The sequence below is a fragment of the Wandonia haliotis genome, from assembly GCF_039523435.1.
In the GTDB taxonomy this organism is placed as follows: Bacteria; Bacteroidota; Bacteroidia; order Flavobacteriales_D; family Crocinitomicaceae; genus Wandonia; species Wandonia haliotis.
The window spans coordinates 116,974-132,499 of sequence record NZ_BAAAFH010000003.1; the positions used below are offsets into that span (position 1 = coordinate 116,974).

Below are 15,526 nucleotides of genomic sequence, written 5' to 3' on the forward strand. Positions count from 1 at the left end.
CCTGTTTTTTGACAAAGTTAGGTACCATATCCCTGGCTTTATGTAACAATTAGCACAGAAATCAAGCAAAAACAATTAGCTCACCGGATGAATACGCAAATGACCGGCAATATCTCCTGCCATAACAGCGTTTTCTCCCAACTGAGCCGCTGCCGCATCTCCTGCAAGTCCATGAAAAAATACCCCAATTAAAGCTGCGTCTTCAGGCGAGTAATTTTGTGCCAGCAAACCTAACAGTACTCCTGTCAACACATCGCCCGACCCCGCCGTCGCCATACCCGGATTACCCGTTGTATTGAAATAAATTCGGCCACCCGGAAGAGCAATGGCCGTAACCGCATCTTTAAGCACAACTAGTACATTATATTCTTGAGAAAACGCTCTTAAAAGCTCCAATCTTTCTAAAGAGTTATCGCTTTTTCCTACCAGTCGTTCAAATTCTCCCGGATGCGGAGTAAGAATACTTTTTTCCGGAATTTTATTCAACAAATCTCTGTTTAGTGCTAATGTATTCAACGCATCTGCATCCAGCACCATCGGTTTATCATATACCTGAAAAACGGACGACAACACTCGTACAGCCCCCTCTCCTACTCCAATTCCCGGTCCTACAGCTATTGCAGAATAATTCGAACCAACAGTCACACTTGTAACCTGATTTTCATCCGGGTCTACTGTACACATTGCCTCCGGAAGCGCTGTTTGCAGGATTGTATACCCACACCCTGGTATATGAGCTGTCAACAAGCCTGCTCCGCTTCTCAGAGCTGCTTTTCCAGCCAACACGGCAGCCCCCATTTTCCCTTTACTTCCCGCGATCAACAACCCGTGTCCGTAGGTCCCTTTATGCGAAAATTTCCGTCTGGGAAGAACCTTGCACGAGAGCATTCCCGAAGAAATATAAAACTCCCGATTCTCCATCCGTTCAATGTAATCCTGATTCAACCCAATCGGAATAACCCGCCAATCCGGAACGAACTCTGAAGACTCCGGTAAAAAGAAAGACAATTTGGGTCGTTCAAACGTACCCGTAAAATCAGATCTAACGACTGCCCCCTTTTCAAAAGGAATCCTATCGCACGGCAACCCGGAAGGGACATCTACCGACAACACAAAAGCGTGTGACCCATTGATCGCAGTAATCACTTCAGCAGCAATTCCACTAACTGGTCGTGAAAGACCACTCCCAAACAAAGCATCAACAACGACGTGCTCGTGATGAATTACCGGAATATCACCCTGATCTTTAATGATACAAACGTCTTTGATTCTCGAAAGGTTAATTTGTGTATCCGCCGCCAACATTTCGCTGTACCTTACCAAATACACATAAACCGTACACCCTTTTTCGCGTAACATGCGTGCAATCGCCAGACCATCTCCCCCGTTATTTCCGGTTCCGCAAAAAACATGAATCGTCTTCTTACCATGTATGTAGGGGATAATGGATTTAACAAACTCAGCGGAAGCCCTTTCCATAAGATCGATGGAAGAAATAGGTTCATTACGTATCGTAAAACCATCCGCAAGTCGTTGTTGTTCGGCTGTCAGTATCTCATTCATAACCCGGTTTCTTTTCGTTCTGAATTTAGGAAATAATTCGTAAAAAGACAACAAAAATCCGGCTGTCAGGTCTTCTTGACAAAAGAAAAAGCTATGCTTGAATGAATTATATTTGCAATGTGTCATTACTAGCAGAAAATACCCGTTTCATCAAGTCCCGTGCGCAGGAACTCGGATTTTTCTATTGCGGGATTTCTAAAGCAGAATTTTTAGCAGAAGAGGCTCCCCGACTGGAAAAATGGTTAAAAGCCAACATGAATGGGAAAATGAGCTACATGGAAAATCATTTTGACAAACGACTGGACCCCCGGTTGTTAGTTGAAGGAGCAAAATCAGTTGTTTCTCTGGCACTCAATTATTTCCCCGAAAAAGATCTCGCGGAAGACGATAAACCTAAACTGTCAAAATATGCCTATGGTGAAGATTATCATTTTGTGATAAAAGAGAAATTAACCGCGTTTATGCGCTCCATCCATGAAGAAATCGGAGAGGTAGGCGGGCGAATGTTTGTCGATTCTGCACCGGTTCTTGATAAAGCATGGGCCGTAAAAAGCGGAATGGGCTGGATGGGAAAACACACCAATATAATTACCCGTGAATCCGGTTCGTTTTTCTTCATTGCAGAGCTGATTCTTGATCTCGACCTTGAACCGGATGGACCGGTAAAAGATTATTGCGGAACCTGCACAAGATGTATTGATGCCTGCCCCACAGATGCAATTGTTGCTCCTTATGTAGTAGATGGCTCACGCTGCATTTCCTATCTTACCATTGAACTAAAAAATGAAATCATTCCCTCCGGATTTAAAGGTAAAATGGACAACTGGGCCTTTGGTTGTGATGTATGTCAGGATGTGTGTCCCTGGAACCGGTTTTCAAAACCAACAACAGAAGCCAGCTTCTTCCCTTCCGAACAATTAAAGAATATGCAAAAGGAAGACTGGCAGGAACTAACCCGGGAAGTCTTTTCCTCGCTGTTTAAAAACAGTGCTATAAAACGTACCCGCTATAAAGGTTTGATGAGAAATATAAACTTCCTCCAATAATTTCTGTTCCTTTTTGTGACTCTCCTTTGTGCGTGCTGCTGAATTGAACTACCTTTGCCTTTTCTAATTACAAAAGCTGTCTAGTTGACATTTTATTCAAAAAAATGAAGAAGTATTTCAATCTTTTTGATCTTTCACAACGCGTTGATTATAAAACAGAGATTCTCTCCGGGCTTACCGTAGCGATCGCTTTGGTTCCCGAAGCAATTGCTTTTGCTTTATTAGCAGGTTTGTCTCCCATCACAGGGCTGTATGCTGCCTTTTCTATCGGTCTTATTACATCCATTCTGGGTGGAAGACCCGGGATGATCTCAGGAGCGACTGGTGCCATTGCTGTTGTCTTTATTGGGATGACGGTCGAACTAAAAGAACGCCTGAATGTAACCGGCGACGATGTTGTTCAGTATATTTTTGCGACAGTAGTTATCGCCGGAATACTGCAAGTTTTAGTAGGGGTCCTGAGATTAGGCAAGTTTATTCGCCTTGTCCCTCACTCCGTTATGTTTGGTTTTGTTAACGGTCTGGCAATTGTCATTTTTCTTTCTCAACTGGATCAGTTTAAGATTAAAAACCTTGCAGGAGAGGCTGAGTGGATGACAGGTGCTCCACTTTTTATCATGCTCGCGCTCGTATTACTGACAATGTTGATTATCTGGGGACTTCCAAAACTGACAAAGGCGATTCCCAGTTCGTTAGCAGCTATCCTTATTATTTCGGCAATAACCATCGGTTTCGGGATCGATACTTCTACCGTAAAAGACGCTTTGGACGGAGAAACCATGAAGGCCGGATTCCCTCCTTTCAATATTCCACAAATTCCCTTTACGTGGGAGACCTTCCTCTTTGTGCTTCCTTATGCGGCTATTGTAGCGGGAGTAGGACTAATTGAAAGTCTGTTAACGCTGAATCTTATTGATGAAATTACACAAACGCGAGGTCGTGGAAACAAAGAATCTATCGCACAGGGAACAGCGAATATTGTTACCGGATTGTTCTCAGGAATGGGAGGCTGCGCGATGATCGGTCAATCACTGATTAATACCTCAAACGGTGCACGCGCTCGTCTTTCGGGAATTGTTGCGTCCGTTATGTTACTAGTATTCATTCTTTTCGGATCAGGACTGATTGAAATGCTACCCATGGCAGCACTGACCGGATTGATGATCATGGTTTCCATTGGCACATTCGAATGGGCGAGTCTTAAAACATTTAACCGAATGCCTCTGACAGACATCATTGTAATGTTGGTTGTAATGGTCATTACGGTTGTTTTCCACAACTTAGCTGTTGCCGTTCTTGCCGGAGTAATCATAGCTGCACTTGCTTTTGCATGGGAAAATGCCATGCGTATCCGGGCACGAAAACACGTCGACGAAAACGGAGTAAAGCATTACGAAATTTATGGTCCACTCTTCTTTGGTTCTGTAACTGCGTTTAATGAGAAATTTGATGTTCAAAATGATCCTGAAGAAGTAATTGTCGATTTTGCCGAAAGTCGTGTTGTGGATATGTCCGGGATAGAAGCTCTCAATGCGCTTACGGATCGATATGAAAAAGCAGGAAAAACAATTCATTTGAAACACCTTAGCCCGGATTGTTTACGCCTTCTGAAGAATGCGGAAAAGATTATTGATGTAAACATAATGGAAGATCCCACCTACAAAGTTCTTTCGGATGATATGGCTTAGTAAACAACCGCTTATCGATTGATTCAGATTCTATTAATTTTTACAGTCAAATACTAAATTGATCTTCGCGAAGTTTTTTACTTTTGGTTTAAGAAATGGAAGAAACTAAAGAAAAACGAATAGAGCTGGCTGCTTTCATTCGCTGGATAAATGAGAAAGGGTGGTCTCCAGGAACCTCCACGAATTACTCGTTTCTACACCCGGAGCAAGAGGACAAAATTGTCATTTCCAGATCGGGTATTGACAAAACGTATTTTTCAGAAGATGATTTCATGGAAATTGACCGGGAAGGAAAGCCAGCAAAAGGGTCTGAAGGTATAAAACCTTCTGCCGAAACACTAATTCATTGTGAATTGTATAATCTGTTTCCTTCTACGAGATACATTCTACATACACACTCCATGCCCGGCACCCTACTTTCCGGAAAGAAAGAATGGGAAGAAGCGATTACTTTTTCCGGATACGAAGTACTCAAAGGACTTCCGGGAATCTCTACGCACGAATCCGAGGTCGAGCTTCCTATCTTCGCTAACGATCAAGACATGGATCGGTTCCGTTTACTGATCAGGGATAATCAAAACCGTTTGCAGACAGGTGGTTTTCTGATGGCTAAACATGGATTATATGCCTGGGGAAATTCGCTTCAGGAAGCAAAAAGACACCTTGAAATTTATGAGTTTTTATTAACTTGTGAACTAAATTTATTGCAAATCAGATAAAATGGCAGTTTTAAGCATTCCGTCTACCGGTCAGGAGATCAAAGACCCTGCGGAAATTAAGCAATACCTCAATCAACGGGGTGTTTTCTTTGCCCAGTGGGAGGCAAGTGTTGTTTTTGAAGATACCGCTTCTCAGGAAGAAATACTGGAAGCCTATCGACATGAATTGGAGCCTTATATGTCAGCAAATGGTTATACCACTGCAGATGTAATCTCCATTAACAAACTAACTGAGAATTATGATGCCGTTCGGGCTAAATTTCTCTCAGAACACACGCATAGTGAGGATGAGGTGCGTTTCTTTGTAGATGGACAGGGGCTTTTTTGGTTCAATCTTGATGGACACGACGTTTTCAATGTCCTCTGTCAATCAGGGGATCTGATCTCTGTTCCGGCAGGAACCAAACATTGGTTTGATGCGGGTGAAAAAAATCCTTTTGTAAAGGCTATCCGCATATTTATTGACACTTCGGGATGGGTTCCCGAATATACCCACTCCGGTATTGAGCAAAAGTATATCTAGTTTACCATGAGTCATATCAAATGTATCTTAACTGACATTGAGGGAACGACAACTTCCGTTTCTTTTGTCTATGATGTCCTGTTTCCCTATTTCCGGGAACATATTCAGGAAGCATCTTCACTTCCATCTAACCTGATTAATCCGATCATCAAAGCAACGATGGATCAGGCCCATCAGGAAGGCAAAAACCTTACGACATCCGAAGAATGTCTGGAACAGCTGCGTCAATGGAGCATAGAGGACCGAAAATTTACTCCGCTAAAAACCCTTCAGGGATATATCTGGAAAAAAGGATATGAAGAAGGAAAAATAAAAGGGCATATTTACCCGGATGTTCTTCCCGCTCTTGAGGAATGGAAAGAGGAAGGAATTGATCTTGCTGTGTATAGTTCGGGTTCCGTGCAAGCTCAAAAACTTATTTTTGGTTATAGTGAAGCAGGTGACCTTACTCATTTGTTTTCCCGTTTTTTTGATACGAAAATGGGAGGAAAGAAAGAAACAAGATCTTACGAAAACATTGCTGAAGAACTTGATCTACAGCCGGATGAGATCCTGTTTCTCTCCGATGTGCCCGACGAACTGAAAGCTGCACGAGAAGCCGGGTATGAAGTTATTCAGCTCGTGCGACCGGGAACAAAAGCCTCGACACACTTTGACAATGTAGATGATTTTTCGCAAATTACTTTTTAAATGACACAAGAACGATTCAGAACGATTTGGTTAAAAGATGAAATAACCGTTGAGGTTATTGATCAACGATTTTTACCTCATCGGTTTATAACTGTAGAGCTTACTACCTGTTTTGACGCGGTAGACGCTATAAAGAAGATGATTGTACGAGGTGCTCCACTTATCGGTGCAACGGCTTCGTACGGTGTTTATCTTGCTTTGCTGGAGATTCAGAAAGGGGATAAACCTACAGAATACATTAATCAGGCATTTGAAGAACTGGCCAACTCCCGCCCGACAGCAGTTAACCTTTTCTGGGCTCTGGATCGAATGAAAAAAGCGGTTTTCTCGCAAAACACACTTGAAGAACAACTAAAAAGTGCTTTCGCAGAAGCCAACCAAATTGTTGAAGATGACGTGGAAACCTGTCGGATGATTGGTGTTCATGGTCTACCTCTTATTGAAGAAATTTGGGGAAAAAACGGACATCAAACAGTTAATATCCTTACTCACTGTAATGCCGGCATGTTAGGTTGTATCGAATGGGGAACGATTACTTCTCCGATATACCAGGCTAAAGAAAAGGGTATTGACATTCATGTCTGGGTGGATGAAACCCGCCCCAGAAATCAGGGAGCAAATTTAACTGCTTTTGAGCTTACCAAACATGGTATTCCCCACACGCTGATCGTCGACAACACAGGAGGGCACCTAATGCAACACGGTATGGTTGATCTGGTAATTGTAGGGACAGACCGAACAACCCGTCAGGGTGATGTTGCCAATAAAATTGGTACGTATCTTAAAGCTCTGGCAGCAAACGATAATAATGTACCTTTCTACGTTGCTCTTCCCTCCACAACTCTCGACTGGACCATTACCGATGGATTAAAAGAAATTCCCATTGAGCAACGTGATCAGAATGAAGTAAAAACCGTATTCGGGAAATTAGATACCGGTGAATTAGCTTCCGTACTTATTTGTCCTGAAACAACTCCTGCAGCCAATTATGGATTTGATGTTACACCAGCCCGATTGGTGACGGGTCTCATTACAGAAAGAGGAGTCTGCCCGGCATCGGAAGAGGGATTAACACGTCTTTTTCCGGAACACAAACGATGAAAAAATGCGCGGTCATAGGCTCGGGAATAGCAGGCTTGGCATCCGCCATACGCACTGCCAAACAAGGCTTTGCGGTTACTGTATACGAACGCAATGACCATCCGGGAGGAAAAATATCCCAATACATAAAAGATGGCTTTCGTTTCGATCTCGGCCCATCGGTTTTTACGTTACCCGAGCTTATTGATGAATTATTTACGCTTTGGGGTAAAGACCCAAGAGACTATTTTAGTTATACCCGGCTAGACCCTGCTTTTCATTACTTCTTTGAAGACGGAACCTGTATTGTTGCCCACGCAGATACAGATGAGTTTGCACGCGAAATAGAGGAAAAGACCATAGATAATGCTCAACAGGTAAAAACCTATTTAAAAGATGTGGCGCGGATCTATGACATTACCAACGAGGTATTTATTGAACAGTCACTTCATATTGCAACAAACTTTTTGAAAAGAAAAGTTGTCTCCGGAGTTCTTCGTTTCAGGCATATTCATGCCTTTCATTCTATGGATGCCGGCAACCGAAGATTTTTTATGGACCCAAGGAATGTACAACTATTCAATTACTACGCAACATACGTCGGTTCAAATCCACTGGTCGCCCCTGCAACATTGAATGTAATCCAGCATCTTGAGATTAATCTGGGAACGTTTATGTGCAATCAGGGAATGTATGGAATTGTAGAAGCACTCTACCAATTAGCTCAAGATGTGGGCATTAAGTTCGTATTTAACTCCGTAGTAACTAAAATACTAGTTGAAAATAACAGGGCGACTGGGATAGAGATCAATAAATCCGCTTTCTCTTTCGATATTGTGATTTCCAATATGGATATTCACAACACCTATGACCGATTGATTCCCGAAATAAAACCTCCCCGCCTTTCCTTAAACCAGCCACGCTCCAACTCGGTTATTGTACTGAACTGGGCTATGGACAAAACATTCCGCGAACTTGGTGTTCACAACATCTTCTTCTCACAGGATGAAGAAAAGGAATATAACACGATTTTCAACTCAGCCGAAGTGTGTGACGACCCAACTGTATATGTATACATTTCCTCTAAAATTGCTGAAAAAGACGCCCCTGAAGGATGTGAAAACTGGTTTTTACTGGTTACGGTTTCCTACGACAAAGGACAAGATTGGGAAACCCTGGTACAACAAACAGGAGAGAATATAAAAACCAAGTTATCCCGTATGTTAAAAACGGACGTTTCCCGGCATATTCTATTCGAAAACCAATTATCCCCACGTGATATTGAAAGTCGTTATTTAGCCTATAAAGGTGCTGTTTTCGGAAATAGTTCGAACGGAAAATTCGCCGCATTTCTCCGCCACCCCAATTTTAAACGATCCGTTAAAAACCTATACTTCTCAGGAGGAACAGTTCATCCCGGAGCGGGAATTCCAATGTGTCTGAATTCGGCAAAGATTGTAGAAAATCTTATTGAACGACATCATTAACCTTTCGTTTCTTATAATATGCAGCAAGATACTCTTGCTCTGACTGTCCGGGTGTTGGCGTTAGAATCCCTCTCACGTTAAGTCTCTCAAGATCCATCAAAGTGGAATATCCGGATCGAGAAACCACCGCTTTGGAAGACAGGAGCATTTTAGTTAGTTTTTCAGTAGGAATTTCTTTGTAAATCTCCACTTCTCCTATCTTCTCTTCCTTTGCCCGGTGAAAAAGAATAAAGGTTCTTTTGCCTTCTCTCTTAAATTGCTCCTTTACTTCTTCAAAGAATTGAAAATTATACGGCTCCGGACCTGAAATAATGGCAGCATATTCATATTTCTTTTCCCCGACGTGATAATAAGAAAACCGTGAAAGCCATCCGATATATAAAGCGTTCTTCCTTTTCGTTTTACTTAGTCTACCCGCAAGGCTCTCCTCCCCTTTCTTATCCGGAATCCAAATGAAATCAAACCTACTTAACCAGTAACCATATATCCACTGCGCCGGCATTTCCCACCACATCAAAGGTAAGTGCACCTGATGTGTTAGCAGAACAGAAGTGCATTTACGACTTCTGAAACCCATCCGCTGATCAGAAATAACAAGTTGAATGCCTAATTGTAACACTTTTTCGGTCACCCATTTCCTTTCATACTTCACCATTCGATCCAGTGATACAATGGATTTCAGAAGATCACGGGTAAAATTACCCTTTCCTGAAAATACAAACGGATACCCTTGTATCCTGATAAATTCAACCCCACTTATCTCTTTTCTAAACACCGCTTCCTGGTATTCATCACAAGCAATAAAAATTTGATTGTTCTGTTTCTGTAACTGAGCCAGCAAAGGAACACTACGCATAACGTGACCCAACCCCCAGTTAAGTGCCGAAAGCAATATACGCTTATGATTTACAGACGCAGGATTCATTTGTCAAAAGTAGGAATAACGCTAAAACGTACAAAAACAATGTGTTATTTCAATGAAAATTTTGTTCGAATTAATTTTTTATTAAATTTATGCAATCCTAGTATTACAGTCTTATGAAATTACGGTTAACGGTTTGTACCACACTACTTATCCTCTCTTCTTCTGCCATCAATGCACAAGGATTTCAGGTTAATTTTCAGGGTCAGAAACAACAGGGAATGGGATTAGCAGGAACGGGTCTTTATGTAGATGGTTCCAGTTTGTTCTACAACCCCGGGTCTATTGCCCTATCTGATGAAAACTCTTTTAATGTCAATTTTACCCCGATTTTTGCCAACACACTGTATGTCGATTCGGCAACAGGGGATGGGTACAGAACAAATTCCCCAATGGGAACCCCCTTTTCTGCTTATGGCTTATTCCAGTTTAAAAAAGACGCCCCTTTAAAACTGGGAATCGCTGTATATACTCCTTTTGGAAGTACTGTTGAATGGGAAGATAACTGGATCGGAAGATTTGCTCTTACACGGCTTCAGTTATCGTCTGTTTTCATTCAGCCAACCGTTTCATACAGAATTACAGAAAAACTAGGTTTGGGACTTGGATTAATCGTCAGTACAGGATCTGTCAACCTTCAACGGGATCTTCCTGTACAATTTGCTGATGGAACGTATGCAAGTGCAGAACTTTCGGGAAAAGCTCTCGGATTCGGACTTAATGCAGGTATTCAGTTTCAGGCAACAGAAAATCTTGGTTTCGGTTTTACTTACCGATCGCGAATCAATATGTCTGTAAAATCCGGTAGTGCTGATTTTTCGGTTCCCGGTTCATTGGAATCTAATTTTCCGGACGGACCATTTGAGGCAACACTTCCGCTTCCGCAAGTATTTACACTTGGTGCTTCGTACAAATTCGGAGAAAAGTGGACTGCCGTTCTTGACATTAATTACGTAGGTTGGCAGGCTTATGACACTCTTGCTTTTGACTATGAAACCAATACTGCTTCTCTAACAGACACCCGGTCGGCCAGAGATTACAAAAGTATTTTTGCTTTCCGTGGAGGGGTTTCCTATGATGTTATAAAGAGTCTCACTTTACGCCTTGGTGGAGGATTTGGTTTTACGCCTGTTCAGGACGGATACCTTACTCCTGAAACACCTGATGCTAACCGAATATACGGTACTTTCGGAATAAGCTACAAAATAGGAGAACACTTCTGTATTGACGCTTCACTGTACTATACACAAATGAAAAGAGGAGATACAAATCAGGAAACAAACCTGAGCGGAACATACGCAACCAAAGCCATTGCTCCGGGAATCGGTCTCATTTACAAATTGTAAGCCTATGAAAACAAATACGCTATTACTTACATTGTTTACAGGTTTAGTCTTCGTTTCCTGTAAACCGAAATACGAAGCCGAAGAAAACTCTCCCGGTGAAATGAATCCGGAAAGGTTTGTAATGATTGGTGGTGGAACGACTGCAGGCTATATGGATAATGCCCTTACAGCCAAAGGTCAGGAGAATTCTCTTGCTCAACTTATTGCAAACCAGTTGTCTCTTACAGGCGGAGGAGATTTTCGTCAACCTTTAGTAAGTTCAGGTTCAGTTGGGATTGGCTTACAAGGAAATTCCGCGTTACAACTTGGTTATAAAACGGATTGTAAAGATGTGACCTCTCTTTCCCCTGTTCCATTGGCAGAAAACGGAGATATCACTATTTTTCAGGATCAACTTTACCAATCCGGAAGTTCGTTTGGTAATTATGGTATTCCGGGAATGCTGATTGACAAAACAACCCTCTATGGATATAGCAGCGAAAACTTGTTCTACGCCCGGTTTGCCTCTGAAGCCAATGCAACCGTTTTGGGAGACGCCGTAGCTACATCTCCTACCTTCTTTGCTTTGTATCTGGGGGAAGAGGATATCCTTTACTATGCAAAAACCGGTGGTCTGACAGGCTTGATTCCTCCAGCCAGTTTTGAAAGTGTTTATCGTGCCGTTGTTACTGCACTTACAGGTACAGGAGCAAAAGGAATCGTCGCAACCCTTCCGGATGTCACGCAAACTCCTTTTTTCAGAACAATTCCTACAAACGGCTTAACACTGGACGCCCCTTCTGCTGATCTGTTAAATAGTATTTATTCCACGGTGGGTATCTCTTTTCAGGTGGGAGCCAATGCATTCGTGGTCAATGATCCGGGTGTTAATGCGTTTAACGCCAGAAAAATACTTCCTGATGAGTATTTGTTACTTAGTCTTCCTTTGGACTCTGTAAAGTGCCATCAAATGGGATCTGTATTTCCCATTAAAAATCAACATTATTTATCATTAGATGAAATTCAGAACCTACGGGATCATATAACTGCTTATAACTCCATTATCAGAGAAATAGCGGCTGAGTACGGTCTTGCTGTTGTTGAAACCGGACCTTTTTATGAAAATCTCCAAAACGGATTTGTTTACAATGGTGTTACAATGAGCTCAACATTCGTTTCAGGAGGAGCTTTCTCCTTGGACGGAACGTCTTTAAACGCAAAGGGGAATGCGCTCCTGGCAAATGAATTTATAAAAGTTATTAATGCAAAATTCGGGGCAACAATCCCACAAATCAATGCCGGAAACTATACTGCAGTACTGTTTCCATAATTAATAAAAACCATAACATATGAAACGATTTCTATTACTACTTTTTGTTGGCGCAAGTTCTATACATGCGCAGACACCTTGCGAATCAGGAAGGTACGCAGAAGATGTTTTCGCAAACTTTGTCGTTACGAGCGACATTGAATACGGATCAAACACAAACGCGGCCGGGAATACGACCACCCTTCTTCTTGATTTTTACGAGCCTGAAAACGATACGGAAACCGAGCGTCCTTTGTTGATTTGGGTGCATGGGGGAAGTTTTCTTGCTGGTTCAAAAACAGATATTGATGTAAAAACGTTTTCGGAACGTTTTGCCAAAAAGGGGTATGCCTGTGCCAGTATTAACTATCGCCTGGGATTCTTTCCCATTGATTCAACAAACGCGATAAAAGCTGTTGTGCGTGCTGTACAGGACTTAAAAGCAGCCATCCGTTTCTTCCGACAGGACAATGCAACAACCAATACCTATAAAATTGATCCGAATCGAATTTATATCGGGGGAAGTTCTGCCGGTGCTATCACCGCTCTTCATGTTGCTTATTTATCAGATGAATGCGAGATTGAAGATTACCTTGATGCTTCAGCTTTATCCGCATTAGGTGGATTAGAAGGAACAAGTGGTAACCCGGGGTATTCAACCGAGGTTTCTGCTGTTATTAACGGCTGTGGGGCATTAGGTAGGTACAGTTGGATGGAGGCCGATGAGGTTCCTTTATGCTCAATTCACGGAACGGATGATGGAACGGTAAAATACAACCGCGGTCTGGTTAATCCAGGGATTCCGATTATGTACCTTGACGGAAGTCGCATGCTTCATGAGCGAGCTTGTGCTATCGGAACAGAAAACTCCTTTTATACCTTTCACGGAGCTCCACACGTTCCTTATGCAGGTACCGGAGCTGCACAACTGGCGTACATGGATACGACGGTTAATTTTATACGAGACTTTCTTGTGAAACAACTTGGGTGTACAGAGACAGAGCTTCAACCGGCTAACAACTGGGCAGAATCAGCTTACTTGTATCCAATCGACTACTGCGACGGAAGCCCGGTTAATGAAGTTTGTCCGTTGGCCGGACTTCCTACAGCGGAGCTTACACAGTGGAATATGTATCCCAACCCGGCATCTAATCAGGTAACAATAGACCTTGAAGCAACAGGAAGCTATTCTGTTGCTATCTATGATTTGACGGGGCGAATCGTCTATCGTTCGAAAGTAAGCCAGGGAGCACACACAATTGCAACCGATCTGTTTAATTCAGGTAATTATTTTGTTCGTATAACCGATCAACAAACATCTTTGTCTGAAACGAAAAAACTTATAATCCAGTAAAGTAAACTATTCTTTTCATGAATAGAAAAAGCCGGAAGACAACAAATTGTCCCGGCTTTTTTCATTTTTTACGCGCACTCTTAAAACGACCAGTCGTGTTGATCTATCTCCATACAGCAAGCCGTCAATAAATCTATTGAAGCCTGGATATCCGCCTTATGTGCCATTTCTATTACCTGATGCAAATGACGTGTAGGAATAGAAACAGCTCCTGCAATAGATCCGCCCTCTGTCATCCGCTGAATTCCTGCCGTATCGGTACCACCTGCTGTTAAAATTTCGGGCTGCCACTTGATTTGTTTAGCATCTGCGGTTTTCTTCATGAAATCTACCATTCTGTAGTCACAAATTGTGCTCGCATCCATAATTTTTATCGCTGTACCCTCTCCCAGTTTCGTGATCATTTCATGAGGAGCCGCTCCCGGCAGATCAAAAGCAATAGTCGTGTCCAGACCAAAGCCAAAGTCCGGTTTTATCCGGAGAGAAGCTACATTTGCCCCACGAATTCCTACTTCTTCCTGGACAGTGAAAACTCCATATACATCGTAAGGTACTTCCTTTCCTTTTAGCTGACGCAATGTTTCAAGAAGAATAAACACAGCCAAACGGTTGTCCAGCGATTTAGAGTTTACGCACTCACCCATTTCAATAAACTCCCGTTCGCGGGTTATAGGATCTCCTATTTTTACATACTTTTCTATTTCTTCTTTTGGCAATCCGGTATCAATGAAATAATCAGACAATTTAGCCACTTTATTTCTTTCCTCCGGACTCATTACGTGTATCGGCTTACTTGCCATAACACCGATGATGTCTTTTTTTCCGTGAATAATCACCCGCTGGGCTGTGAGTGTTTTGGGGTCAAATCCTCCCAGTGTATGAAAGCGAATAAAGCCTTTGTCATCTATGTGCGTAACCATGAACCCTATTTCATCCATGTGGGCACCAATCATTACTTTTTTATCGCCTGTTCCCCGCTTGATCGCGTATACGTTACCCAGATTATCCGTTTCCACCTCATCAACTAAACCTTCCAGTTCCTGAAGAACCAGTTTTCGCACTTTTTGTTCAAAACCCGGAGCTCCTGGTGTTTTACAAATTTCAGCCAGTAATTTTATATTTATTGCCATATTTTTGATCTGCTTAATACTATTGCGAATTTAGTCAATTTTCTATGGTTTTGATTACGCTCTTTTGAGGAGACTATTTATTTTGCACTGGTAAAATTATGAGGTTATGATACGTATCCGACATCGATTCTCAAACAATAGTATTCATCCGGAAACGGAGATACTGATCCTGGGAACCTTTAATCCAGACACACCCGGAAACGCGGCCAATTTTTTCTATAGCCGGAGTAGAAATCACTTATGGAAACTCCTTCCCATAGCATTTAATGAACCCTCTCTCAAACAAGCAGAACGGAACGAAAAGCAACTTTTCTGTGAAAAACACCACATAGGTTTTACAGATCTTATTGAGGAAATAGAAGTAGAACCCGGACAAGAAGTCAATTATGCGGATGAGTATATTGATGGAAAAGTAACCCTATGGCAAGATGTCCTTTCGGTTATGAAGGGGTTAGATCGTTTAAAAAAAGTAGGCTTTACACGAAAAACGTTCGCCAAAATACCACACATCCGACAACAACTTGTTCCTGTTTCGGATTATTGTACAACCAATGGTATCTTTTTCTCTCATTTAACCACTCCGGCTCGTATATACAGTAAGGAAAAACAAGATGAATGGACTCGTTTTCTGACTCAATAAATCGTAACTTACCTGTGCTTTTTTGTACATTTGAATAACTGGGTTTTGTG

General features: G+C 42.1%; 14 protein-coding genes. 11 read left to right on the forward strand and 3 right to left on the reverse strand.

Annotated features, from left to right (window positions below):
- Positions 1 to 75: 75 nt before the first annotated feature.
- Positions 76 to 1,563 (reverse strand): NAD(P)H-hydrate dehydratase, encoded by a 1,488-nt coding sequence (locus ABDZ97_RS01035; protein ID WP_343784180.1) that lies wholly within the window; start codon positions 1,561 to 1,563, stop codon positions 76 to 78.
- A 101-nt stretch (positions 1,564 to 1,664) separates the two neighbouring features.
- Here ABDZ97_RS01035 and queG point away from each other — a divergent pair, with 101 nt between their 5' ends.
- The 7 genes from queG to crtD all read left to right on the forward strand — a co-directional run bounded on the left by queG (position 1,665) and on the right by crtD (position 8,796).
- Positions 1,665 to 2,609, forward strand: a complete 945-nt coding sequence (gene queG / locus ABDZ97_RS01040; protein WP_343784182.1) for a tRNA epoxyqueuosine(34) reductase QueG — start codon at positions 1,665 to 1,667, stop codon at positions 2,607 to 2,609.
- Between the two features lie 104 nt (positions 2,610 to 2,713).
- The gene (locus tag ABDZ97_RS01045; RefSeq protein ID WP_343784184.1) at positions 2,714 to 4,297 is read left to right on the forward strand and encodes a SulP family inorganic anion transporter; all 1,584 of its coding nucleotides are present in this window, start codon (positions 2,714 to 2,716) and stop codon (positions 4,295 to 4,297) included.
- A gap of 95 nt (positions 4,298 to 4,392) precedes the next feature.
- Entirely contained in the window at positions 4,393 to 5,016 is a 624-nt protein-coding gene (gene mtnB / locus ABDZ97_RS01050; protein WP_343784186.1) for a methylthioribulose 1-phosphate dehydratase, read from the forward strand.
- Position 5,017: 1 nt separating this feature from the next.
- Positions 5,018 to 5,539: a 1,2-dihydroxy-3-keto-5-methylthiopentene dioxygenase gene (locus ABDZ97_RS01055; RefSeq protein ID WP_343784188.1), complete on the forward strand. Its 522-nt coding sequence runs from the start codon at positions 5,018 to 5,020 to the stop codon at positions 5,537 to 5,539.
- Between the two features lie 6 nt (positions 5,540 to 5,545).
- A complete protein-coding gene (gene mtnC, locus ABDZ97_RS01060) occupies positions 5,546 to 6,229 on the forward strand; it encodes an acireductone synthase (protein WP_343784191.1) in 684 nt (227 codons plus the stop codon).
- Complete coding sequence (mtnA, locus tag ABDZ97_RS01065; protein ID WP_343784193.1) at positions 6,230 to 7,330, forward strand: S-methyl-5-thioribose-1-phosphate isomerase; 1,101 nt, start codon at positions 6,230 to 6,232, stop codon at positions 7,328 to 7,330. It begins immediately after the preceding gene.
- Entirely contained in the window at positions 7,327 to 8,796 is a 1,470-nt protein-coding gene (gene crtD / locus ABDZ97_RS01070; protein ID WP_343784195.1) for a 1-hydroxycarotenoid 3,4-desaturase CrtD, read from the forward strand. Before mtnA ends, crtD begins: the two co-directional genes overlap by 4 nt.
- Here crtD and ABDZ97_RS01075 read toward each other — a convergent pair.
- Positions 8,777 to 9,721: a hypothetical protein gene (locus ABDZ97_RS01075; RefSeq protein WP_343784197.1), complete on the reverse strand. Its 945-nt coding sequence runs from the start codon at positions 9,719 to 9,721 to the stop codon at positions 8,777 to 8,779. The genes crtD and ABDZ97_RS01075 overlap by 20 nt on opposite strands.
- 113 nt (positions 9,722 to 9,834) lie before the next feature.
- On the opposite strand from ABDZ97_RS01075, the gene ABDZ97_RS01080 reads away from it, so the two are divergent.
- Genes ABDZ97_RS01080 through ABDZ97_RS01090 form a run of 3 tightly spaced genes read left to right on the forward strand, consistent with a single transcriptional unit; the run spans position 9,835 to position 13,706 of the window.
- A complete protein-coding gene (locus ABDZ97_RS01080; protein ID WP_343784199.1) occupies positions 9,835 to 11,064 on the forward strand; it encodes an OmpP1/FadL family transporter in 1,230 nt (409 codons plus the stop codon).
- Between the two features lie 4 nt (positions 11,065 to 11,068).
- Positions 11,069 to 12,373: a hypothetical protein gene (locus tag ABDZ97_RS01085; protein ID WP_343784201.1), complete on the forward strand. Its 1,305-nt coding sequence runs from the start codon at positions 11,069 to 11,071 to the stop codon at positions 12,371 to 12,373.
- Between the two features lie 19 nt (positions 12,374 to 12,392).
- Positions 12,393 to 13,706, forward strand: a complete 1,314-nt coding sequence (locus tag ABDZ97_RS01090; protein ID WP_343784203.1) for a T9SS type A sorting domain-containing protein — start codon at positions 12,393 to 12,395, stop codon at positions 13,704 to 13,706.
- Between the two features lie 80 nt (positions 13,707 to 13,786).
- Here ABDZ97_RS01090 and ABDZ97_RS01095 read toward each other — a convergent pair whose 3' ends face one another.
- Complete coding sequence (locus tag ABDZ97_RS01095) at positions 13,787 to 14,836, reverse strand: M42 family metallopeptidase (protein ID WP_343784205.1); 1,050 nt, start codon at positions 14,834 to 14,836, stop codon at positions 13,787 to 13,789.
- A 106-nt stretch (positions 14,837 to 14,942) separates the two neighbouring features.
- On the opposite strand from ABDZ97_RS01095, the gene ABDZ97_RS01100 reads away from it, so the two are divergent.
- On the forward strand, positions 14,943 to 15,476 hold the full coding sequence (locus ABDZ97_RS01100) for a hypothetical protein (RefSeq protein WP_343784207.1): 534 nt from the start codon (positions 14,943 to 14,945) through the stop codon (positions 15,474 to 15,476).
- Positions 15,477 to 15,526: the final 50 nt, after the last annotated feature.